Source organism: Pseudoalteromonas amylolytica (assembly GCF_001854605.1).
Classification (GTDB): Bacteria; Pseudomonadota; Gammaproteobacteria; order Enterobacterales; family Alteromonadaceae; genus Pseudoalteromonas; species Pseudoalteromonas amylolytica.
The window spans coordinates 681,976-704,325 of sequence record NZ_MKJU01000025.1 but is presented as its reverse complement, the minus strand read 5'-3'; the positions used below and the strand labels follow the sequence as shown (position 1 = coordinate 704,325).

Below are 22,350 nucleotides of genomic sequence, written 5' to 3'. Positions count from 1 at the left end.
ACACGACCAACCTGACAAAGCTCTGGCAAAATATCTGATCCCTTAGCTAAATTGCGCCCTGTATTCGTTAAGCGTTTTACCGTATTGGTCCTTAAATATACGATTAAACGAACCAATATCCTGATAGCCAACTTGCTCCGCTACATCACCGGTATTTATTCGCGTTGTACGCAGCAACTGCTTTGCTTTTTCCAACCTAGCCAGCCTAACGTAATTTGACGGTGTAAGGCCTATTTGTTTTTGAAATCGTCGGATCAAAGTTCGCTCGCTAACACTCAAATACTTAGCCATTTGCTCCACGGTTAATGGTGCTGAAAGATTGCTTTTTATGTAGTTTTGTAGCGCGAGTAAACGTTCGTCCTGATGCAGTTCAAAGGCGCCTATTTGCATATAAGGTTGTTGCGATGTGGTCAGCTCAGGAATAGCAAGCCACGATGACAACTTATCCGCCAGCTCAATGCCACAAGTTTGGCGAATAAAGTGGAGCATCATCGTAAAATAACATTGCGCCGCACCTGAAGTGATCACCTTACCATCTTGCAAATACACTTTCTCTTGAGAGACTTTCAACTGTGGAAAATGTCTCTGGTAGAAAGCCTTAAGCCACCAACTGCTGGTAACATGATACGGGTCTAAAAATCCACTGCTTGCTAAGTAGCAAACGGACGTGCAGGTTGCAATCGTATACTCACTGCTTCGGGCTAATTCATTAATATGCTCGCGGTAAGGGGTGAATGCCCTACATGCTCGCCATAACTTTTGAGGCCCCTCGAATTGACTGCCAATCCACAGCATAACATCCGTACTGTGCAGGTCGGCTAGTTTAAGGTCGCAAGCGATTGTCAGCCCTTGACTCGTTTTGACGCTTTGTGTTTCGACCCCGACCAACTGCCAGCTAAACATTGGTTTTTTCGCCAAAATGTTAGCAACATTCAAGATATCTATTACTCCCGTGATACCTGTCGCTAAGGCACCCTCAGGACAAATAATAGCGACGTTATACACTTGTCAGTTTTACCCTTAATAATGTCATTAATGACACATTAACGTGAATGATAACTCAGGTAAAGTGATGTTAGTATTTCAACAGGAGGCCAATAGCATGTGGGTTCACTATCCAATTATGTTTTTAATTTTACTAATGTGTTCTTTATGGTTACTGACGACTGCGTTACGGATTTCAGCGTTCAAACGTAAGCGTGTTTCCGCATCTGATATTCAGTTTGTTCATAAAAATAACTTCGAAAAAACAACGACTCTAGCGGGTAATAGTTATGACAATCAGTTTCAACAATCAACATTGTTCATTGTATTGCTGTGTTTGTTACACCAACAGCATATTGAGGGACATTTTTGGTTTTTAGTGAGTACCTTCTTTGTTGTTGCGCGTTACTGGCATTGCTTTGAACACATTGTGTGTCGAAATCTGTTAATGCGGACCATCGCTTTTGCGCTTGCTAGTAGCTGTTTATTTATCGCTTGGTTTGCATACTTATATATCAATATCATGGGCAAGGTTTAGTTTCAGCCTCCACTCGAATCATTAAGCGCAGGGCTTTAAAAGAACTTTTAGCCCTGCCCCAAACAGTGATAAAATAATGCTTTGCTGTGAATTCATCGCCTAGGTTATATTTTTGAATACTTCTACTTATATTCCAGAGTCCTTTTTAGCAGACGTAAAGAGCTATATTCCTGATCACCTTAACATCGAAGATTTTGTGGCGGCCTGTCAGAGCCCTTTGCGCCGTAGCGTACGCGTCAACACCTTGAAAATGTCAGTAGCAGCGTTTGAACAATATTGCCAACTCAATGATTGGCAGATTGAGCCTGTACCTTGGTGCGAGAATGGATTTTGGTTAACGCGCCCTGAAGACGAAGAAGAAAATTTACCTATAGGTAATACCGAATTACATCTAAGTGGTTGTATTTATGTACAAGAAGCAAGCTCTATGTTGCCACCTATGGCTTTGGCTGACGCGCTTGAACACAGCCTGTGTGTATTAGATATGGCAGCGGCCCCTGGTTCTAAAACGTCACAGTTGGCTGCTATGATGAACAATCAAGGGGTTTTAATTGCCAATGAGCTATCATCATCTCGTGTTAAAGTGCTAGCAGCCAATATGAAACGCATGGGTGTTGCCAATTGTGCGCTATCTCATTTCAATGGCACGATTTTCGGCGACTATATGTTTGAGTGTTTTGACAGCATTTTGCTCGATGCGCCCTGCTCTGGTGAAGGTACGGTGAGAAAAGATGCTGATGCATTAAAAAACTGGTCCCTGCAATCAAATATCGATATCAGCGATGTTCAAAAGCAGCTGATCCGCAGCGCTTTTTTAGCACTCAAGCCCGGTGGTACGCTGGTGTATTCTACTTGTACGCTTACACCTATCGAAAACCAAGCGGTGTGTGCTTATTTACTGGAACAATTTGCAGGACACATAGAAGTAGAGCCTCTAGATGAACTGTTTGATGGCGCCCAAAGAGCAACCACTGAACAAGGGTATTTGCATGTTTGGCCACAGATTTTCGACAGTGAAGGTTTTTTTATCGCGAAGTTTAAAAAGGTAGGCTCTGTCGAGAACCCCGAACAAAAGATTAAAAAAGGCGCATTCCCGTTTATTGCCATCGACGCTAAGCTACAAACCTCATTTCTTGGGTATATCAAAAAGCACTTTGGCATCAAGTCATTAAACGGCACGTTAATGACCCGAGATAAGGAGCTATGGCTGTTTCCTGATGCTTTAGAGCAACTGCAAAATAAGATTAAGTACGCCAGATTGGGCATACAAATTGGTACAACCCACAAAAATGGGGTACGTCTTGAGCATGAGCTTGCAACCGCCCTTGGTCACCTTGCCGCAGACAATACTCTGGCGATGGACCAGCAACAGGCGTGTGATTATTTTCAAGGAAAAGACATCCGTCTTGCACATCCCACAACAAAAACAGGGGAAGTTATTCTAACCCTTTGTGGTGCGCCTGTTGGTTTAGGCAAATGGCAAAAGAATAAAGTCAAAAATAGTTTACCACGGGATCTGGTTAGCAACGCCCAGTTGATAACTTGGGTATAACTTGAAGATATCTTTTGATTATTTTTAGACTAAATAGGAATATAAACAATAACACACTGTTTTTTAACGGCTTTAAAAATATTTCATATGTTTGTAAGTTTTGTGAATTGTTAACTACACTTAAATTACTTTCTACTTCTCCCTAATGTATAGAAGGTGTTTTCAAGTAACGCATTGGCTCATATGAGCCATCCCCTAAACCCAGAGCATCCCTTTGCTCTGGGTCTTTTTTTTGCTTAACATTTATCAACAATCAGTTTGCTCTTTGACGGCATAAAGGCCTTAAAAAGCGCTGCATCGCATTGAGGCCAACCGATGTACTCCTTACATCCGTGCTTGATGGAAATGGGCCGCCATGATTCATCGACGGGCACACCTCAACTCCTGTTGGCATTTGATTTTCAATCAATCTTCCAACTTTATACTGTAGTGATTCGATCACTTGATGATGGTTTGTGAAGTCTCCTTCTGTACCATGTATAGACGCCGTTAATTGCCCTTGTAAGTTATCCACAAGCTCAGAGAGTTGTGTTTCGTTTTCATACGTCACCAACATTGCACACGGCCCAAATACTTCCTCATGTAATTCACTATTTGCCAGATAGGTGTCGGCATCAGTCGCAAATAGATGCGCATTGGCGTGAAACGACTCCAGCAAATGCCCTTGTGCCAACAATGAAACACCCGAAGTTGCTTTGAGGCGCTCAATACTTTGCTTATAGCTGTTAACAATATTCGGGGATAAAAGCGTATCTGACTGACTGCCGTTGAGCTGCTGCTTAACAGTTTCAATAAATGTTTCGCTGCCTGTTGGCACGACCCACAACCCTGGACTTGTACAAAATTGACCATTGCCCATCAATAAAGACTGACATAATTGCTGCGCCAGCGGTTCGCTCTGTTGTACTAAACGCTCGTCGAAAATCAACTGTGGATTTATACTGCCCAGTTCACCGTAAAATGGGATACGCTCTGCGCGCTTTGCGATAGTATCCATTAGCTTTTGAGCAACGTTAAACGAGCCTGTAAAGCCAACCGCCTTGACTGACGGTGCAGCCACCAACTGGTGTGCGATATCGTAGCTTTTCGCTTGGATCATTGAAAACACCCCAGCAGGCATGTTGGTCTTACTAATTGCTCGGTCAATGGCTTTGGTCATAAGCTCACTGGTTGCAGGATGTGCCGTATGACTTTTCATGATAACCGGACAACCCGCTGCAAGCGCTGACGCTGTATCGCCACCTAGTGTTGAAAACGCATAGGGGAAGTTTGATGCGCCAAACACCGCCACTACACCCACAGGTAAATAATTCAACTGTGTATAAGGCTTTGGCAAAGGTGAGCGGCTGGGATCTGCCAAGTCTTCCTGAGCTAAGTCTAAAACGCCATTACGACTTTGCTCCAAAGCTTGGGCAAAAGCGCGCAGTTGATTGAGCGTACGCCCTCTTTCTCCTTGCAATCGAGCTATGGGCAAGTTTGTTTCTTCATGCGTCACATGGATGAGGGCCTCGCCAAGCGCTTCTATTTCATCTGCAATTGCAAATAAAAATGTGGCACGTTGTGCAAAGCTTGTTTGTCTGTAGCTTACAAATGCTTTTGCCGATGCATCAATCGCCTCTTGCAGCATTTGTGATGTCGCTTCATAGATAGGGGTTGTTAATGGCTGGTTGTGCTTTGGTGAAAAGCCAAAAAATGCCTGTGCATTTTCGGCTATTTGCCATTGTCCAGCGATATAACTTGCACCACTTATCTCCATGGTTTGCTCCTGTTGTTTCATTTGGTTTAAATCACTTGGAAGCCAAAAGCATAAGGATCACTGTCATCCACGCTAATGTTGCTAGTACCTGTTACTTTTGACCATCCTCGGATACTCGGTAAAATTGCTGGCTTTGTAGCCACTTCCGTTACGCCTTCTATACAACCTACAAACTGGCTGCCGATATAACTCTCATGAACAAATTCTTGTCCAATGCTGAGTCTGCCTTTTGCAAATAGCTGCGCCATTCTCGCACTGGTGCCTGTGCCACAAGGTGAACGGTCAATCGCCTTATCACCATAAAACACCGCATTGGCAGCACTAGAATTGGCATGTTTTGGCTGTCCAGTCCAAAGTACGTGCGATGCTCCGTTGACCGTTGCATCCAATGGGTGAACGCACTGTAGTGTCTGGTTAATTACTTCACGTACTTTAGAGCTGTGTTTTAATATTTGGGCGGCACTCCATTGCTCGATTCCTGGAAAGTTTGGCTGAGGTTCAACGATGATGTAAAAATTGCCGCCATAGGAAATATCAACTTTTAGGCTGCCTAATTCAGGTACCTCTATCATGACATTTTCATACGCAAGATATGCTGGCACATTAAATAGTTTGACCCATTGTACAAATCCATCTTCCATTGAATATTCAACATTTACTCTGCCGGCTGGCGTATCGAGCTTGAGTTGACTATTGTGTGTTGGTTGAATAAGGCCGTGTTCTAAAGCGAATGTCACCGTACCTATCGTGCCATGACCACACATAGGTAGGCAGCCTGATGTTTCAACAAACAAGATACTTGCATCGCCATCATCGGTTGTGGGCGGATAAATAAATGAACCAGACATCATATCGTGACCTCTGGGTTCAAACATTAACGCCTGACGTACCCAGTCAAACTCGGCCATAAAGTGCTGACGCTTTTCACTCATTGTGTCACCCCGCAAATTGGGGTGACCACTGGTGATCAGGCGCACAGGGTTGCCACAAGTGTGGCCGTCAATACATGAGAATGTCCCTTTGCGCATACATATTAATCCAGTTTAAATTTACTAAGATCAATACGCGTTGTCATCGCTTCGTCGTATAAACGATTGATCATCGCTTTTTCATCTTCAGGCAGACTTAATCGCGGTGCACGGGTTACTTCTGATCCCCTCCCCGCCAATTGCTCTGCGTATTTAATACATTGTACAAGTGTTGGGATAGTATCTAGACGAAGCAAAGGTAAGAACCAACGCCAGATCTCTTTGGCTTCTTCATAGCGTCCTTGACGCGCCAGCTCGTAGATAGCCACAGACTCTCTTGGGAACACGTTGGTAAGACCAGAGATCCAACCTGTGGCACCCAACATCAAACTCTCAAGCGCGATATCATCCACACCACCGAAGATGATAAACCTGTCAGCAAAAGCGTTTTGTAGCTCCGTGATGCGGCGTGTGTCTGTCGTCGCTTCTTTAATTGCTACAATATTTTCCTCATTCGCCAGTACCTTCATGCCTTCAATTGAAACATCAACACCGTACGTTACCGGGTTGTTGTAAATCATCACAGGCAAAGACATGCTGCGCGCTATTTGTTGATAATGGTAAATGGCTTCTCGCTCTGTTGAGCGGTACACCATCCCTGGAAGTACCATGAGGCCATCAACGCCTATTTCTTCTGCATCTTGGCAAAACTCAATAGCAAACTGAGTCGTCGTTTCAGCAACGCCAGTAAGTAGAGGAACGCGGCCTGCGACTACTTCTTTTGCAGCTTTTAAAACTTCGCGCTTTTCTTGTGCTCGTAGCGAACAGTTTTCTCCGACAGTGCCCAATACGATGATGCCATGTACACCTTCATTGATCAGTGCATCTATCATGCTCTTTGTTGTATCAAAGTTAATACTACCGTCGTCATAGAATTGAGTGGTAACTGCTGGGTAAACCCCTTGCCATTCGATCATTTTATTTGTTCCTCATTGGTTTTTGTGTTTACCATCTTAGGTATATTGTATACAATAATCAATATTCAAATATAAAAATTATTTTTGTTAACCTAAGAAAGAACAAAATAAAACATTTAACCAACTGATTATTATAGAATTAAATGAACTTGGTGAAGCACAAAAAATTCTTTCCTAAGGTTAAAATACACTGATACAATTTGAGAATTTTGTATACCTGACTTCCAAATTGTGTCCTGCAGAGGAAAAATGCATGGCCCAAAAAAAACAACATATTGCAGTTATTGGTGCTGGAATCATCGGCTTATGTACCGCCAAGAGGCTTCAGGATTTAGGCTTTTCAGTCGCGTTATTTGACCCAGAAGGCATTGCACAACGCTGCTCAAAAGGCAATGCAGGGCATTTTGCAACCGAACAAGTGTTTCCACTTGCCAACGTAAAGTTGCTCCCCAAATTGCCGAACATGCTCTTCAACCCACTTGGCCCACTAAGAATTGACTGGCGCTACGCATTGAAAATGTGGCCTTGGTTTTTACGCTTTCTTTTAAATATGCGCTCCGCCTCATTTAAAAAACACACGCTAGCACTGAGAGCGCTCAATGAATCAGCATTAGCGGCTTACCAAGAGCTATTACCTGATGGCGACTATGATTCGCTCATTACTAAAAATGGCTCATTACTTACGTTTGAAACAAGCCCAACACAACAGGTCGAGCAGGTGTATCTGGCGTTTAAAGCGCAAGGTGTCTCGGTGAAGTGGTTAAAAGGGAGCGAAATCCAAGCTCTTGAGCCCTCTCTAAATGACAATGTAAAACATGCCTTGCTGTTTTGCGATGTGGGCCACAGTGTTGACCCTCATGCTTTGTGTATGCATATTTATCAACGCTTTGTCGAAAACGGTGGTGTTTTTGCCCGCACAGGGATTACTGAGATCTTACCCAGCTCTGATCAAGTCAGGCTATTGACCGAACAGGGAGAAAGCCTAGCGTTTGAGCAAATCGTATTGTGTACCGGTGCTTGGAGCAACCCCCTCTCAAAGCAACTAGGTTTTAAAGTTCCCCTAGACACTGAACGTGGTTACCATGCCATGTTGAATGAACAAGGTACTTTGTCTCGTCCAGTTGCATCTGCCGAAAGACAGTTTATCATCACCCCTATGCAATCGGGGTTACGATTAGCAGGTACTGTTGAGTTTGCAGGGCTAGATGCACCAGAGCGCCAAGAGCGAGCAACCATGTTACTTACCCATGCTCAGCAACTTATTCAGGGCATTAAACAAAGTAAAGTGCATCAAACTTGGATGGGTTGCCGCCCTTCATTACCGGATTCTCTGCCCGTTATCAGCCAGTCTCCAAAGCACAACAATGTGATATTTGCGTTTGGCCACCAGCACTTAGGCCTAACTCAAGCTGCTATCACCGCAAAACTCGTTGGCCAATTATGCATGGGTGAACAACCCATGCTTGATCTAACCCCCTACCGAATCGATCGATTTTAGGAGTAAACATGACAACAATAGGTATAGGTACACATTCACAGCAACAAGCGCTCGATACATTAAAAGATATGACTCAGGGTGTGCAAGCCATTCAATATAATGAGTATTTAGCACGTATTGAGAAAGCGCAAAGTTACATGCAGCAACATGGTATCGATGCTATCTATCTCAATGCGGGTACTAACTTGAAATACTTCACAGGAATGCAGTGGTATGCCAGTGAACGGATGGTTGGTGCCATTTTACCCGCCTCTGGTGCCGTTGAGTTCATCGCCCCGACGTTTGAAATTGGCTCGCTACTTGATTATCAAGTTGTGGAGGGGCCAATTAACGATTGGCAAGAGCATCAAAGCCCTTATGCGCTATTTGCCCAAGTGTTAGAAAAAATGGGGATTAGCGCCAACGCCACCATTGGTATTGATGAAAGTACCGCATTTTTTGTTGCCGATGGTATTCAAAAAGCCGCCCCCGAACTTAGTTTAGTCAATGCCCAACCAGTGACTGCACATTGTCGTATGCATAAATCAGACAACGAGCTGGCACTTATTCAACGCGCTATGGATATGACTTTAGCGGTTCATAAAGCAACTGCGAGCATGTTACATGAAGGGATCACCACAACCGAGGTAGAAGCTTTCATCAATCAAGCTCATAAAAAAGTAGGCGCATCAGGAAGTTACTTCTGTATTGTATTGTTTGGTAAAGCCAGTTCATTCCCACACGGTGTGAAAGAGCCACAGGTGCTTAAAAAAGGCGACATCGTATTAGTTGATACCGGCTGTAAGCTGGAAGGTTACCTCTCGGATATTACCCGTACTTATGTTTTTGGTGAAGCAACTGAGCGTCAACGCACCATGTGGCAACATGAGAAAAATGCCCAAATCGCCGCTTTTGAAGCTGCTCAAATCGGCAAATCATGTGGTGATGTTGACCACGCAGCCCGCAGTTACCTAGCCTCTGTTGGTCTTGGCCCTGAGTACGATTTACCAGGCTGCCCGCATCGCACAGGACATGGCATTGGTATGGATATTCACGAATGGCCATATTTGGTTAAAGACAACCCACAACCACTGGCCAAAGGTATGTGTTTTAGTAATGAACCTATGCTCGTGATACCCGATGAATTTGGTGTGCGTCTTGAAGATCACTTCTACATGACAAGTCAGGGAGCAAAGTGGTTTACACAACCAAGTCATAGTATTGATGATCCGTTTGGATTGGCTCAGTCAGATAACTAATTTGTGTAAAGGGGCCAATGTGCCCCTTTTCTTTCTTCCACCATAAATATATACTTTATATATAAAACATATATAAGGCGTATATTTTGGGTATTGTTAAAATTTCCGAAGAACTTCATGAAGAGCTGCGCACTGCATCGCATGTGATGTCTCGTTCAATCAACTCTCAAGCTGAGTTTTGGATTAAAATGGGTCGTTTAGCCGAGCTCAACCCAGACAAAACATTTTCTCAACTTATTCAAGATGAGCTGACACAACACCTAAAACAGCAAGGTGTGGTCAATGAATGATGTAACCATCAAAAGTGATGAGCAAATTGCCTTGATGCGTGAGTCGGGCAAGCTATTAGCACAGGTGTTTGTCATGCTTGATGAGGTTGTAAAGCCCGGTATCTCTACCATGGAAGTAAACAACCTCGTTGATCAATTTATCACGCAAGAATTGAATGCACGTCCCGCTTCAAAAGGTCAATACGGCTACCAGTTTGCGCTTAATAGCTCTGTCAATAATGTGGTTTGTCATGGTGTACCAAGCGACGCTCAAGTGCTATCAGATACCGATATTGTTAACTTTGACATTACCCTTGAAAAGCATGGCTTTATTACAGACTCCAGTAAAATGTATGTCATGCCCAATGCCAGCGAGGCTGCTAAGCAACTGGTCGCCGTGACACAACAGGCAATGTGGCAAGCAATCAAGCTGGTTAAACCCGGTGCCAGATTAGGCGATATTGGTCATATTATTTCGAAACTGGCACACCAAAATGGTTATAGCGTGGTGCGTGAATATTGCGGTCATGGTATCGGTGAGCAAATGCATGAAGCACCCAATGTTTTGCATTACGGTAAACCCAATACCGGCATGAAACTACAACCAGGTATGACATTTACCATTGAACCTATGATCAATCAGGGCAGCGCAAAAATCAAAACAAAATCAGATGGCTGGACGGTAGTTACCAAAGATAAAGGCCTGTCTGCACAAACTGAGCATACTATTTTGGTCACTGATACAGGCTTTGAAGTGCTTACCCTGCGTCCTGAAGAAGCGGCATTGATAACAAACGAATAACGATAGTCAGTAAAGCGAAACGTTTGTCAACACACAAAAAAGCCCGGCTAAACCGGGCTTGTTACTTTTTCGTTATTCAACAATTAGAACTTGTAGTCAAACTTGAAGTAAGCCTGACGACCAAGGGTGCTGTGCGTTTTAGCATCGATGCCCATCGCATCCGAAGGCACAAATGGCGCTTCTTCGTTAAACAAGTTAGCCGCACCCAGTGTCAAAGTTAAGTCTTTGAAGCCAATGTAGCTTACCGTCGCATCAAACGTTGTCCACGAGTCAATCTTAAACTTGTTACCGTCGCTGTCCGCCAAGTCATTGTATGAATCAATGTAGTTGGCGTTCAAGGTTGCTAACCAATCATTGTTTGCCCAGTCGACACCCGCCGTCCAACGATATTGTGGATGCTCATGTTCGCCATTTAAGTCTTCTACCACAATGCTGGTGTTACCTGCATCATCACTTTCAAAAGACTGCTCTTCAAAGTTCAGTGCATATGTCAGGTTATAGGTAAACTTGAATTCACCCATGCTTTGCGTGGTTAGCGCATAAGCTAGGTTTAGGTCAAAGCCGTCTGTGTCTCGGCCACCGATGTTTACGAAGGTATCATTAATTCTTAAGATACGGCCTAAAGTGCTGCCCTGCATTGGCGCACGAACCACTAAGTTAGGATCGGTACCACAACAATCTACTAGTTTTTGTGCGCCGATTTTCTTGATCAAATCGTCTTGATCGTAGTTCCAGTAATCAACACCAATACTGAAATCATCCGTCGCCTGCCAAACTACACCTAAGTTGTAGTTTTCAGATGTCTCTGGCTGTAACTCTTTGTTACCTGCAACCACAGCTGTGTACTCTGTTGGTTCACAGTCTGCTTCTGCGCCAGTTTGGCGACAACGTTCTTTATCTATAACCGAAGGTGATTCGTCTGTACGGCCTAAATGAAGCTGTACAAGTGATGGTGCTCTAAATGCTGTACCCCATGAACCACGTACCACTAATGAATCAACTGGTGCCCAGCGGAATGCCACTTTAGGGTCTGTTGTTGTACCAAAGTCACTGTAGTCTTCATGACGAACAGCTAATTGCAGCTCTAAAGTGTCCAGTACTGGTACACTGAATTCAGCAAACACCGCGGTGTTATCTCTATCACCGTTCGCTTGCGTTGCTTCAGTACCAAAAATTTCACCTCTTAGGTATTGTGAATCTGGATTATCTTCAATTTTTTCACGGCGAGACTCAAAACCAAATGCCGCTGAAACATAACCTGCGCCCAGCTCAAATAACTCACCAGAAATCGTACCATCAACTGATTGCATAGTAGATGAGCCATAACGCGTTGTGGTTGTTTCAAAATAAGCTAGCCCTTCGGCGGTATTTGTGCTTGGTTCAAACGGGTTCCATAAACCCATATCGATTGCTTCTTGCGCTAGGCGCTTGTTAGGGAAGCCATCAAAACCTTTTTCAACTGCGCTAGAACGAATAGTTGAATACGCAACTTCCCAATCCCAGTCTTTAAAGTTACCACGTGCACCGATTACAGCCCGGTAGTATTCTGAATCCACATCTTTTTTACGGTTACCAATATCAACTGTACGACGGCGCATTGAAATATCTACACCATGTAAGAAGTGTGATGGGTCACTCGCCAGCGGATGATTTGGGTTATCACCCATCATAGTCAATTCAGTAAAGCTGGGGCTGCCCGCACCTTGAATAAATGTAGAAGCATGTTGTGCTGCAAACTCTGCAAAACCTTCAACGCCGTCAGTGAGTTCCTGTACACCGTTATAGCTAAAGCTAACACGCTCCGTAGATGGGATTAGGGTCATGTGCGGTGCATAATCATAGCGGCAAATATCACCGATAATCATTTCTTCAGGACAGGTGTCATTGCCCCACACATCAGCAAAAATAGTTTGGCGAATTGGGGTGCCGTCATCCGCAGTACCAGTCACTGGCAGTCGTGCCCACTGCTCATCAGTCAGCATGCCTCTAACCACTTCTACACTGCCTGGAAAACCTGAAGAACTCAGAGAGTTATTACCGCCTCTAAAGCGCTGATCCGCAGTAGCTGTATAGTCTCTATCACCATAAAACACATCACCACGCTTGAAATAATCCAATGCAAAGTTGTGCTGGCCTTTATCAGTCGATGAGCCCCAAAGTAATGTGAAGTTCTGCTCTTCGCCACCGCCATCAGCGGTGTCTGATACTTTACCGGATAGTTCAAAGCCATCGATGTCATTACGCAAAATAATGTTGATAACCCCAGCTACGGCATCCGAACCATACGTTGCCGATGCACCATCTTTTAGAATATCAATGCGTTTTACGGAAGAGACTGGAATGGTATTTAAGTCAACGAATGATGTTTCGATATCTTTGGCGAATGGGCTCACAGCCACACGGCGACCATTAATTAAAACCAAGGTTGAAGACGCGCCTAAGCCTCTGAGCGCAACACTCGAACCACCGTTTGCTGTATCGTCACTTGAGTTGCCTTGCGTACTAAATGTACCCGCACCTGATACAGGTAACTTTTGTAGCGCACCGATGAGGTCTGTTGAGCCAGTCGCGGCTAGGTCGCCTGCTGAGATTGATTGAATTGGAGATGGACCTTCCATATCCGTACGTTTAATGTGAGAGCCGGTAACTTCGATGCGCTCAACTTTTTCTTCTGCTGCCACTGCCAATTGTGTTTGACCGAGTAACATGGCCGCTGACAATGCACTTAATGTGAATATTGGTTTCATTGTTTGCTTTTCCCTGTTGTAGTGTAAGTTATTGTTTTAATTAACCAGCATTGTTCTATCACATATTTACGCGGTGTACAATTCGACACTTTTCTAACATTTTCCTGCGTATAATTTCCGTTTTCGCAAGCAAAATTAAAAATAAAAATTTAAAATCAACAAGTTATTTACTACACCAAATGCTTTTCTAAATTTTTTTTAGACAGACAAATTAATGACCAATCTCATTTTTTTTACGACCAAAATGTTACATTTGATGTCTGGCACACAAAACTGGGCTAATAGCCACCTCAGCATTGAAAGTACACTGTCAATCATTTGCTCTCGGCAAGTCGTTTATTATTTAGTTTTTAAAAACAATAAAGTGAGACTTTATAGACTAATGAAATTGCCTAGAGTCACTTTTTAAATCCTGTAATAAATCACTGCGGTCAAGCAGCCGACCAGCGATAACATGAATTACTTCGCCACTGCGCTCTAACACCCCTTTTACCTCCAATATCTTGGCGCTCAGATAAGCCTGCTTCTGCGCCCGAGCAGTTGCTGACCACACTATCACGTTGATATTGCCAGTATCATCTTCCAATGTGAAAAATGTAACTCCTGCGGCGGTGCCCGGTGCTTGTTTTCCCGTCACTACGCCTACCACCGTGACAAGCTGTTGATCCGCTATACGGCTAAGTTGCGCCATACGTGTAAATCGCCCTAACCGCCCAGCTTCATCCAATAGTGTAATTGGGTGCTTATGTAGCGTCAGGCCCATTACCGCGTAATCCTCAAGCACATTATCCAGTTCACTTCCCTCACCCTGTGGTGCTAACACAAGCTCTTCGAAATAATCGCTATTGGCAAACAGGGGTAAGTCCATATCTTTATTCATCAACTGCCACCTTGCGCTATAGCGGCCACCAGAAAAACACGCCAGAGCATTGCTTGAAGCCAGTAGTTCCATACTATGTGAGTCCACCCCTGCTTTGCTTAATTGCTGAATATTTTGATAGCCCCCTACAGGGCGGCGCTTTAGCAGTATTGTGATCGCGTCTGTTTTCAACCCTTTTATCATTCTTAGCCCCAAACGAACTGCAAAACTGTGTTCATATTGAAGAACTTCATGATCATGATGAGAGGCATTGACACAAACAGGCAATATAACCACACCATGACGCCGTGCGTCCTGAGATAATTGCGATGCACTATAAAACCCCATTGGCAGGCTATTTAACAGTGCAGTATAGAAAAACGCCGGAAAGTAATATTTCAACCACGCTGAACTATAGGCCAATACAGCAAAAGAAGCCGAGTGACTCTCAGGAAAACCATATTCGCCAAAACCACAGATTTGGGCAAATATTTGCTCAGCATAGCGCTGTGAGTAACCCCTTTGCTGCATACCGCTTAGTAATTTATCTTTAAACTGTAACAGCTCTCCCGTTTTCTTCCATGAGGCCATTGCACGTCGCAACTTATCCGCTTCTCCGCCACTAAACCCTGCCGCAACCATAGCCAATTTAATAACCTGCTCTTGAAAAATAGGCACTCCTAAAGTACGAGATAGAACAGACTTCACATCATCAGAGGGGTAGCTTACAGGTTGCTCCCCTGCGCGGCGTTGCAAAAACGGATGTACCATACCTCCTTGGATTGGACCTGGGCGTACAATCGCAATTTGTATTACTAAATCGTAGTAACAGGCGGGTTTTAACCTCGGTAGCATGCTCATCTGGGCACGGGATTCGATTTGAAAAACGCCTACCGTATCGGCTTTTTGCAACATGCCGTAAACCTGAGGATCATCCCCTAAACGGGTAATATCTGCAATGCTCCAAGCATAGTCAAAGTGCCGCTCAATGGAGTCAAAACACTTTCTTATTGCACTCAACATACCCAGCGCTAAGATATCTACCTTCAATAAAGACAAACTTTCTAGATCGTCTTTATCCCATTGGATCACGGTACGCGCTTCCATGGCTGCATTTTCAACAGGCACCAGTTCATATAAAGGCCCTGATGAAATAACAAAGCCACCCACATGTTGAGAAAGGTGTCTGGGGAATCCCAAAATCTCATTCACCAATTCAATAAAAAGCTGCCCTTGATAAGAGTTTGCATCCAAGCCCAACTCATGCAATTGTGATTGCCAAGATACCAACCTGTCGCGGCGATTTACTTGCTTAATAAAGTAATCCAGCTGTGTGCTATCCATCGCTAAGGCCTTGCCAACGTCTCGCACAGCACTTTTAAACCGATAAGTGATCACCGTTGCAGCCAGTGCCGCCCGCTCCCGACCATATTTTTGATAAATATATTGGATCACTTCTTCACGGCGTTGATGTTCAAAGTCCACATCAATATCGGGTGGTTCGTTACGCTCTTGACTGATAAAACGCTCAAAAAGTACCGAGACCTGACGAGGGTCAACCGCTGTAATTTGCAAGCAGTAACACACCACTGAGTTAGCCGCAGAACCTCGGCCTTGGTATAAAATACCTTGTCGCTTAGCAAACATCACGACATCGTGAATGGTTAAAAAGAAATAGGGATAATTCAGCTGTTCAATCAATGTAAGCTCTTTTTCAATCAACGCTTCAATGTCATCGGGCACACCATCAACAAAGCGCAGCTGTTTACCCTCATTCACCAAGCATCGCAAATAGCTCATTGCAGTATGGCCTTGCGGCACCAACTCACTCGGGTATTCGTATCGCAAACGTCCCAAATCAAAAGTGCACCGTGCAGCAATGTCACACGCAGTATTTAACCACTGAGCGCTAAACAATTTGCTCAGTTTAACTTTGCTGCGCAGCGCTCGCTCGGTGTTTGATAGCAGCTTCTCGCCAAGTTCTTGTACCGCACAGTTGTGCCTAATCGCGGTGAGCGTATGCTGTAGTTTTTGCCGCTCACTAACATGCATCAGTACGCCACCACAGGCTGTTATTGTGATGGCATATTGCTTCGCAAGTTGCTTGCAGTGATTAATATAAGCTTTGTCGTTATGCTTGAGGTGGCGCTGCACACCCAGCCAGACCCGCTCTTGGTGATATTGCTTAAACCACGCCCCCCAGTGAATGTCTTGTTCATCAAAGGTGGGGAGCCAAATGATGAGACACTGCTTTATCGACATAATATCCCACAGGCTCAACTCATAACTTCCTTTATCACAACGCTTTCTCGCATTGCTTATCACGCGACATAACTCAGCATAAGCTTGGCGGTTCGGACTCAGTAGTACAAACTGTAATGATTGATATTGAAAAAAACTCCCAACTATCAGCTTAATAGTGAGCTTATTATCTTTTATAGTTCGATAGGCTCGTACCACTCCTGCCACGGAGCATTCGTCGCAAATAGCCAACGCATCATAGGCCAAAAAGTCGGCTTGCTTGATAAGCTCTTCTGGATGAGAAGCGCCTTGTAAAAACGAAAAGTTACTTTGACAAAATAGTTCGGCATAGCGCATAAACGACAAGAACAAAAAATACTGTACATAAACACAGTATTTAGTATTTAAGCGCAAAGATCAATGATCCTCAAGCACGGTACGATGAGCCTTCTATGGCTAAAATAGCCATGCTTAAAACCACAGAAAAAATTATTAAATATTTCTGATTTAAAAACAAAGTCATTGCACCGCATTTTTTTTTATGACACCGTGCTGTCGCAGCAAATTAATTAAGATAAATAATAATCAACAGAGTAGTAGTTATGACAGGACCTATTAAACTTTCTCCAGTGGCGCTTGCTTTATTTGCAAGCACCTGCGCGATGGCTCAACAAGCCAATGACGAAAACATTGAAACCATTTCCGTACTTGGTTCCAAAGTGTCAAACCGTACCGCCACCGAATCCACCTCCCCAATCGATATTTTAGATACTAAACAGCTCAATAAAGGCGGCTTTACCGAACTGGGCCAAAGCCTACAATCCATTGCGCCATCATTTAACTTTAGCCGAACGCAAGTCTCTGATGGCTCGGATCTATTCCGCCCTGCAACGCTACGCGGTTTACAACCAGATCAAACTTTAGTGTTGATCAACGGTAAACGCAGACACACCCAAGCAATATTTGGCCTGTCAGGCACCGTAGGTGCGGGTGCTGCAGGTACGGATATGAATTCTATCCCATTAATGGCGCTTAAAAATGTTGAAATTTTAAGGGATGGTGCCGCTGCACGTTATGGCTCAGATGCGATTGCGGGTGTTATCAACTTATCACTGAACGATAGCACTGGGGTGACCACTGGCTTCTTCCAAGGCGGTGCAACGGGTGAAGGTGATGGTGACACTTACTCATTCGGCCTAAACCGAGGTTTTGACATTGGTAAAGAAGGCGGATTTGTTAACGTCTCATTAGAATACCGAGACGGCGATGGTACTAACCGAGCACAGCGCGACACGGGCGGTTCATCAACAATCGCACCGGGTGAGTTATCAGATGAGGTGCGTTGGCGTCAGGGTAACTCAGACACCGAGTTTGTGTCTGTATTCTATAACGCCGCACTGCCTGTTGGCAGCAAAGAGCTTTACTCTTTTGCGGGATTCTCGAATCGCACCGCTTTTGGTAACGGCTTTTACCGTGATTTTAACCGCGCTGAAAGAAACGTCCCACAGGTTTACCCAGATGGTTTCTTGCCAAGAATCGACAATGAAGCGCAAGATATTTCTTTTGCCGTGGGTTTCAAAGGCGACATCAATCCTGATTGGACCTTTGATCTATCAAGCGTATATGGTGAAAACCAATACGATTACTCATCGTCAAATACTATTAATGCTTCATACGCTGCCCAATACTTAGCAGACAACCCAAATGCCTCGGCGCAAGATATTGCCGACAACGCGGGGCCTAAGGGTGGTTACTCGGGAGGCTTTAGATTTGACCAATGGACAACCAACTTAGATATCACTGGTATTATTGATAGATCGGGTGCCGAGCCGATTTACCTTTCTATTGGCGCTGAATACCGCAAAGAAAACTACGAAATTGTACCAGGTGAAGTTGCCTCATACGCCTGTGGCCTTGCCAATGCTGACCGCTCATTCCCATCGGTTATCGACCCTGAAGTCTTCGCAGACTGCGGTTTTCAAGCTTATCAAGGGCTTAGACCAGATGCAGCCAATAAAGCAGACCGTTCAAGCTATGCAGTATACGTTGAAGCTGAAACGCTGTTAAATGAAGACTGGTTAGTGAGCGCTGCGCTACGTTATGAAGACGTTTCAAACTCAAATGATGACACGATTTGGAAACTGGCAACTCGCTATGAAGTCACCGAAGACTTTGCTGTACGCGCGGCAGCATCAACAGGTTTCAGAGCCCCTTCGCTACAACAATCAGGTTATACGGCATTTACCACCACCTTAGGTGGCGACGGCTCATTGGCTACCTCTTACACCGCCACTGCAGGTTCAGCATTTCCGGCGGCGCTAGGCGTTGATGGCCTAAAACTTGAGTCATCAGATAACTACAACTTAGGCTTTGCCTGGGATGCCAGTAACGACTTATCTATTACCTTAGATTTTTATCAGATCAAAATCTATGACCGTATAAACCTAGGTAGCTTTATCGGTGTTGACAGCGAAGAGTTACAAAACTTCCCTGCGGCTAATGCGGCATTAGCTGCAACAGGTGCTGTACAGGGTAACTTCTTCTCTAACTCGCTGGATTCAACAACAACTGGGGTTGATTTCATCGCCTCTTACTCCATGGAACTGGCCAGTGGTGATTTAGACATTGCCTTTGCTGCCAACAAGAACAAAACAGATATTGACAAAGTAAACTCGCCTGTGGGGATCCCTGAGGGTATCGCGCTGGATGAACAACGTCGTTCTTTCTTAACTCATGGCCAACCACAAGAGCGCGCCACACTGACGTTCGATTATCAGCAAGATAAGTGGAGTTCATTACTTAGATTCAACTACTTTGGTGAAACTGAGGTGACCTACTTTGCAGGCAAACACATTGCACTGCCCGACTTCCTATCTCCTACTAACGACTGGCGAGATACCAGTGTGGTTGAATCAGCGGTGCTAGTTGATGTGAACATGGGCTACCAGCTCAATGACAACATTAACCTGTCTGTTGGTATCGACAACCTATTTGATGAAACCCCTGATGAGTTAGGCGAAGATGAAGTACTTAACTTTATCACCAATGGCGCGATGCGCTATCCACTTCGCGCATTGCCCTACGGCTTTGATGGCATGACCTACTACGCGAAAGTAAATTTTAGTTTTTAACTAACTACATTAAACGGTGAAGCTCACTTCACTGCTTGATAATAACAACTATCCAAACAGCTAAGCGCTTGCCGTTTAGCTGTTTTTTTATACTCTCCCATTATATTTATCTACTCACAATACCTCTATAACACCAATGTAAAATTAAGATTACTATTTTGTTGACTAAAGGTTAATTTGAGGCTTAAATTGATCTTAAAGCACGGCGCTGCGCTTTCAGACACTATGAACAGATGTATAGTGTTTATCGTTTTCGAACAGATGTTCACTTGTTCTAGCTTTGCAACATGCAAAGAGTGTCATTTCAACCATATTAGTTTTAATAAGGAATATTAAGATGACAGAGAAAACCACGCCTACTACTTTTGAACCCATCGATTCTGAAGAGCTACTCGCTCAAGTATCGGGTGGCAACTTAGCTCCTTCAAATACAGCAACCTTAACAGACAGCTGCGATAAAAGCGTCTGTGATACTGAATGGGATAACGGGCACCTCTAAGTGATTTGTTAACCCTATAAAGAATGGAATTGTATGACCGAGCACCATTTCTAGATTATACCGTTCCATTCTTGTTCTGGGCTTGCTCAGCGTAAAACCTTTAAAAGTAAGCCTACATCCTATGCCAGTAGTATTTATCGTACTGCTTTTTGATACTGATAATGAGCATAACACACTATGATCTTGATTCTTTCTCAGCTTATTGAACCCAATACTTCTGAAATTATAGATATTCTCAATTTTTATAATAAGCCTTGGTTTCGTTTAAATGGTGAAGATATTCCCACTAATATTCATTTTGAATATGATTTAAATAACGGTTCAAAAATAGAAGATGTATCAGGGGTAAACAGTATAAGTGTTGTAGAACTCGATAAAGTCACCTCTGTATGGGCACGCCGTCGAGGTGCAATTACACCTAGCAGCCAGTTACCTGAGAATCAACAAAGATTTATTGTTGATGAATGTTTAACCTTATATAAAGGGTTAGAAAGCCTCACCGAAGCGCAATGGATGAACAATCCATGGAGTGACGACAAGGCAAACAACCCGATTGTTCAATTGAGCACAGCGAAAAAAGTTGGACTAACCATTCCTAGCACCACCATTACACAGAGTAAAACCAGTGCTGATAAGTTCTATAGCGCTTGTAATGGCGATGTTATAACTAAAAGAATTATGAAAGCGCCCATTTCTCATTATGGGTTTTCTATGGTTTTTACCAGTGCTATCACTGATGAACACACTCAGGATTTTACTCACTTAGCGCTTTGCCCAACCCTACTGCAAGCTAGAGTAGATCGCCTGTTGGAACTGAGAATCACTGTGGTAGGCAATAAACTGTTTAGCGCTGCCACTGAAGTTGACTTACACAACCAATATAAAGTCGATATTAGAGAATCTGATTTACAGAAAGTCAATTATTTCCCCTATCAACTTCCAGAGGATATTCAACAAAGAATACTGAGCCTTATGGCCGATTTAGGCCTAGTATTTGGTGCTATCGATATGATATTAACCAGCAAAAATGAGTATGTATTTATTGAATTAAACCCTATTGGACAATGGGGTTGGGTAGAAAGTGCAACGGGCCTGAAAATCACCGAAGCCGTTGCCCATTGGCTGATGCAGGAGGATTAACATGCCATTTATATTATTATTTCAAACAAAGCCTATCTCCCATGTACATCCATTAACCTACTATGATTGTCTGTATGCAGGGAATATAGCGAAGAAACCATTCACATTTTAAAGGGGTATTACAATGAAAATAATAATAAACCCCGCTGTGACATGGTGTAAAGGATATAAAAAAGCCCTTCTGATGCACCTACATGACGAAAAAGTACAATCCGTTCCGCTGAGTGTTATAGAAGTTATTGAATATATCGCCACCTGTAAAAAGACCAACTATCAAGACATACTGATCCGATTTAGTGCACATGCTGATGTCGTAAAAAGTTACTTGGACTTTTTGCGTCATAATAAATGGTTATTAGAAGTCCCGTCCTTCGTGGCATATCAACCCATCAGTATTGAGCCAAGCCCCGTGTTAAAGATCAGGAACTTCTATATCGAAATCAGCGAGAATACTCGTTTAGACTGGTTTGAGAACATTGCTAAGTGGTTAAGAAAGCACAGGGCAACACATAGTTTAATTGTTAGTTTTGCCAACGATAGTAAACAAGCGTATGAAAACGCGTCCGATATATTCAATAGTGCTAAGCGTCACGGCTTTAACCAATGCGGTATTTTGCTTCCGAAACACCTTAAAAATGAAAATGTTTACTTTGGGATTCGCCATAATCTAGACTTCTTTTTAGCCCAGCCAAATAGTGACTACAAAACAGAAATTAATGGCGTTGAAGTTATTACACTTCCAAATGATATTGTTCATAAAGGCAGTCACTTACAATCAAACTTATATAGCTGTAGACATAACAAACTTGGTACCTATCGCGCAGATAATATTTTCATCAATAAAAATAAATATGTTTACCCTCACCCTTTTGATCTATATTTATTTGGTAAGGCAGAAAACAGTTTGGATTTAAGCAACGTTATTAATAGCCCTAAGACAAAATCCTATTTTTCTATGAGTAAAGATAAAATAGATAAATGCCGTATTTGCGAATATCGCCTAAGTTGTACAAACTCTTTGTGGAATAGGCAAGATAAGGATATTTTAAGTTCTGCACCAAACAATTGTACTTATGACCCTACAGAAGGGGTTTGGCACGACACCACTGTTACAAGCACAACTTGCAAATTATAATCATAAGAGAGCAAAA

General features: G+C 43.5%; 16 protein-coding genes. 10 read left to right on the top strand and 6 right to left on the bottom strand.

What is annotated here, in order from left to right:
* Positions 1-42: 42 nt before the first annotated feature.
* Positions 43-1,005, bottom strand: a complete 963-nt coding sequence (locus BET10_RS09680; protein WP_070985347.1) for a GlxA family transcriptional regulator — start codon at positions 1,003-1,005, stop codon at positions 43-45.
* 67 nt (positions 1,006-1,072) lie between these two features.
* On the opposite strand from BET10_RS09680, the gene BET10_RS09675 reads away from it, so the two are divergent.
* On the top strand, positions 1,073-1,522 hold the full coding sequence (locus BET10_RS09675; RefSeq protein ID WP_240503666.1) for an MAPEG family protein: 450 nt from the start codon (positions 1,073-1,075) through the stop codon (positions 1,520-1,522).
* 112 nt (positions 1,523-1,634) lie between these two features.
* Positions 1,635-3,074, top strand: a complete 1,440-nt coding sequence (gene rsmF / locus BET10_RS09670; RefSeq protein ID WP_070985346.1) for a 16S rRNA (cytosine(1407)-C(5))-methyltransferase RsmF — start codon at positions 1,635-1,637, stop codon at positions 3,072-3,074.
* A gap of 253 nt (positions 3,075-3,327) precedes the next feature.
* Here rsmF and BET10_RS09665 read toward each other — a convergent pair whose 3' ends face one another.
* The 3 genes from BET10_RS09665 to BET10_RS09655 are packed head-to-tail and all read right to left on the bottom strand — an operon-like array spanning position 3,328 to position 6,775.
* Positions 3,328-4,830: an aldehyde dehydrogenase (NADP(+)) gene (locus tag BET10_RS09665; RefSeq protein ID WP_070985345.1), complete on the bottom strand. Its 1,503-nt coding sequence runs from the start codon at positions 4,828-4,830 to the stop codon at positions 3,328-3,330.
* Between the two features lie 26 nt (positions 4,831-4,856).
* Positions 4,857-5,858 carry a 4-hydroxyproline epimerase gene (locus BET10_RS09660; RefSeq protein WP_070985344.1) on the bottom strand — a complete coding sequence of 334 codons (1,002 nt, stop codon included), beginning with the start codon at positions 5,856-5,858 and terminating at the stop codon, positions 4,857-4,859.
* 5 nt (positions 5,859-5,863) lie between these two features.
* Complete coding sequence (locus BET10_RS09655) at positions 5,864-6,775, bottom strand: dihydrodipicolinate synthase family protein (protein ID WP_070985343.1); 912 nt, start codon at positions 6,773-6,775, stop codon at positions 5,864-5,866.
* 253 nt (positions 6,776-7,028) lie between these two features.
* On the opposite strand from BET10_RS09655, the gene BET10_RS09650 reads away from it, so the two are divergent.
* From BET10_RS09650 to map, 4 genes are all read left to right on the top strand, one after another.
* The gene (locus BET10_RS09650; RefSeq protein WP_070985342.1) at positions 7,029-8,273 is read left to right on the top strand and encodes an NAD(P)/FAD-dependent oxidoreductase; all 1,245 of its coding nucleotides are present in this window, start codon (positions 7,029-7,031) and stop codon (positions 8,271-8,273) included.
* An 8-nt stretch (positions 8,274-8,281) separates the two neighbouring features.
* On the top strand, positions 8,282-9,511 hold the full coding sequence (locus tag BET10_RS09645) for a M24 family metallopeptidase (protein WP_070985341.1): 1,230 nt from the start codon (positions 8,282-8,284) through the stop codon (positions 9,509-9,511).
* 86 nt (positions 9,512-9,597) lie between these two features.
* Positions 9,598-9,801 (top strand): ParD-like family protein, encoded by a 204-nt coding sequence (locus BET10_RS09640; RefSeq protein WP_070985339.1) that lies wholly within the window; start codon positions 9,598-9,600, stop codon positions 9,799-9,801.
* A complete protein-coding gene (gene map / locus BET10_RS09635; RefSeq protein ID WP_070985337.1) occupies positions 9,794-10,582 on the top strand; it encodes a type I methionyl aminopeptidase in 789 nt (262 codons plus the stop codon). The genes BET10_RS09640 and map overlap by 8 nt, the downstream gene beginning before the upstream one ends.
* A gap of 83 nt (positions 10,583-10,665) precedes the next feature.
* Here map and BET10_RS09630 read toward each other — a convergent pair whose 3' ends face one another.
* Positions 10,666-13,329, bottom strand: a complete 2,664-nt coding sequence (locus tag BET10_RS09630; RefSeq protein ID WP_070985335.1) for a TonB-dependent receptor plug domain-containing protein — start codon at positions 13,327-13,329, stop codon at positions 10,666-10,668.
* A 379-nt stretch (positions 13,330-13,708) separates the two neighbouring features.
* Positions 13,709-16,786 (bottom strand): error-prone DNA polymerase, encoded by a 3,078-nt coding sequence (locus BET10_RS09625; protein WP_070985333.1) that lies wholly within the window; start codon positions 16,784-16,786, stop codon positions 13,709-13,711.
* 245 nt (positions 16,787-17,031) lie between these two features.
* Between BET10_RS09625 and BET10_RS09620 the strand changes: the two genes are divergently transcribed.
* The 4 genes from BET10_RS09620 to BET10_RS09610 all read left to right on the top strand — a co-directional run bounded on the left by BET10_RS09620 (position 17,032) and on the right by BET10_RS09610 (position 22,334).
* The gene (locus BET10_RS09620) at positions 17,032-19,560 is read left to right on the top strand and encodes a TonB-dependent receptor plug domain-containing protein (RefSeq protein WP_070985331.1); all 2,529 of its coding nucleotides are present in this window, start codon (positions 17,032-17,034) and stop codon (positions 19,558-19,560) included.
* A 337-nt stretch (positions 19,561-19,897) separates the two neighbouring features.
* Complete coding sequence (locus BET10_RS21465; RefSeq protein ID WP_170829129.1) at positions 19,898-20,059, top strand: hypothetical protein; 162 nt, start codon at positions 19,898-19,900, stop codon at positions 20,057-20,059.
* 177 nt (positions 20,060-20,236) lie between these two features.
* Positions 20,237-21,199, top strand: coding sequence for an ATP-grasp domain-containing protein (locus BET10_RS09615; RefSeq protein ID WP_070985330.1), 963 nt, complete (start codon positions 20,237-20,239; stop codon positions 21,197-21,199).
* 124 nt (positions 21,200-21,323) lie between these two features.
* The gene (locus tag BET10_RS09610) at positions 21,324-22,334 is read left to right on the top strand and encodes a hypothetical protein (protein WP_070985329.1); all 1,011 of its coding nucleotides are present in this window, start codon (positions 21,324-21,326) and stop codon (positions 22,332-22,334) included.
* The last annotated feature ends 16 nt before the right edge of the window (positions 22,335-22,350 follow it).

Coding starts and splice junctions, on each gene's coding strand:
- BET10_RS09615 (WP_070985330.1), top strand. CDS start 20,237: ATGATCTTGATTCTTTCTCAGCTTATTGAACCCAATACTTCTGAAATT.
- map (WP_070985337.1), top strand. CDS start 9,794: ATGAATGATGTAACCATCAAAAGTGATGAGCAAATTGCCTTGATGCGT.
- BET10_RS09610 (WP_070985329.1), top strand. CDS start 21,324: ATGAAAATAATAATAAACCCCGCTGTGACATGGTGTAAAGGATATAAA.
- BET10_RS09660 (WP_070985344.1), bottom strand. CDS start 5,858: ATGCGCAAAGGGACATTCTCATGTATTGACGGCCACACTTGTGGCAAC.
- BET10_RS09630 (WP_070985335.1), bottom strand. CDS start 13,329: ATGAAACCAATATTCACATTAAGTGCATTGTCAGCGGCCATGTTACTC.
- BET10_RS09645 (WP_070985341.1), top strand. CDS start 8,282: ATGACAACAATAGGTATAGGTACACATTCACAGCAACAAGCGCTCGAT.
- BET10_RS09625 (WP_070985333.1), bottom strand. CDS start 16,786: ATGCGCTATGCCGAACTATTTTGTCAAAGTAACTTTTCGTTTTTACAA.
- BET10_RS09650 (WP_070985342.1), top strand. CDS start 7,029: ATGGCCCAAAAAAAACAACATATTGCAGTTATTGGTGCTGGAATCATC.
- BET10_RS09655 (WP_070985343.1), bottom strand. CDS start 6,775: ATGATCGAATGGCAAGGGGTTTACCCAGCAGTTACCACTCAATTCTAT.
- BET10_RS09675 (WP_240503666.1), top strand. CDS start 1,073: ATGTTAGTATTTCAACAGGAGGCCAATAGCATGTGGGTTCACTATCCA.
- BET10_RS09620 (WP_070985331.1), top strand. CDS start 17,032: ATGACAGGACCTATTAAACTTTCTCCAGTGGCGCTTGCTTTATTTGCA.
- BET10_RS09665 (WP_070985345.1), bottom strand. CDS start 4,830: ATGGAGATAAGTGGTGCAAGTTATATCGCTGGACAATGGCAAATAGCC.
- BET10_RS21465 (WP_170829129.1), top strand. CDS start 19,898: ATGACAGAGAAAACCACGCCTACTACTTTTGAACCCATCGATTCTGAA.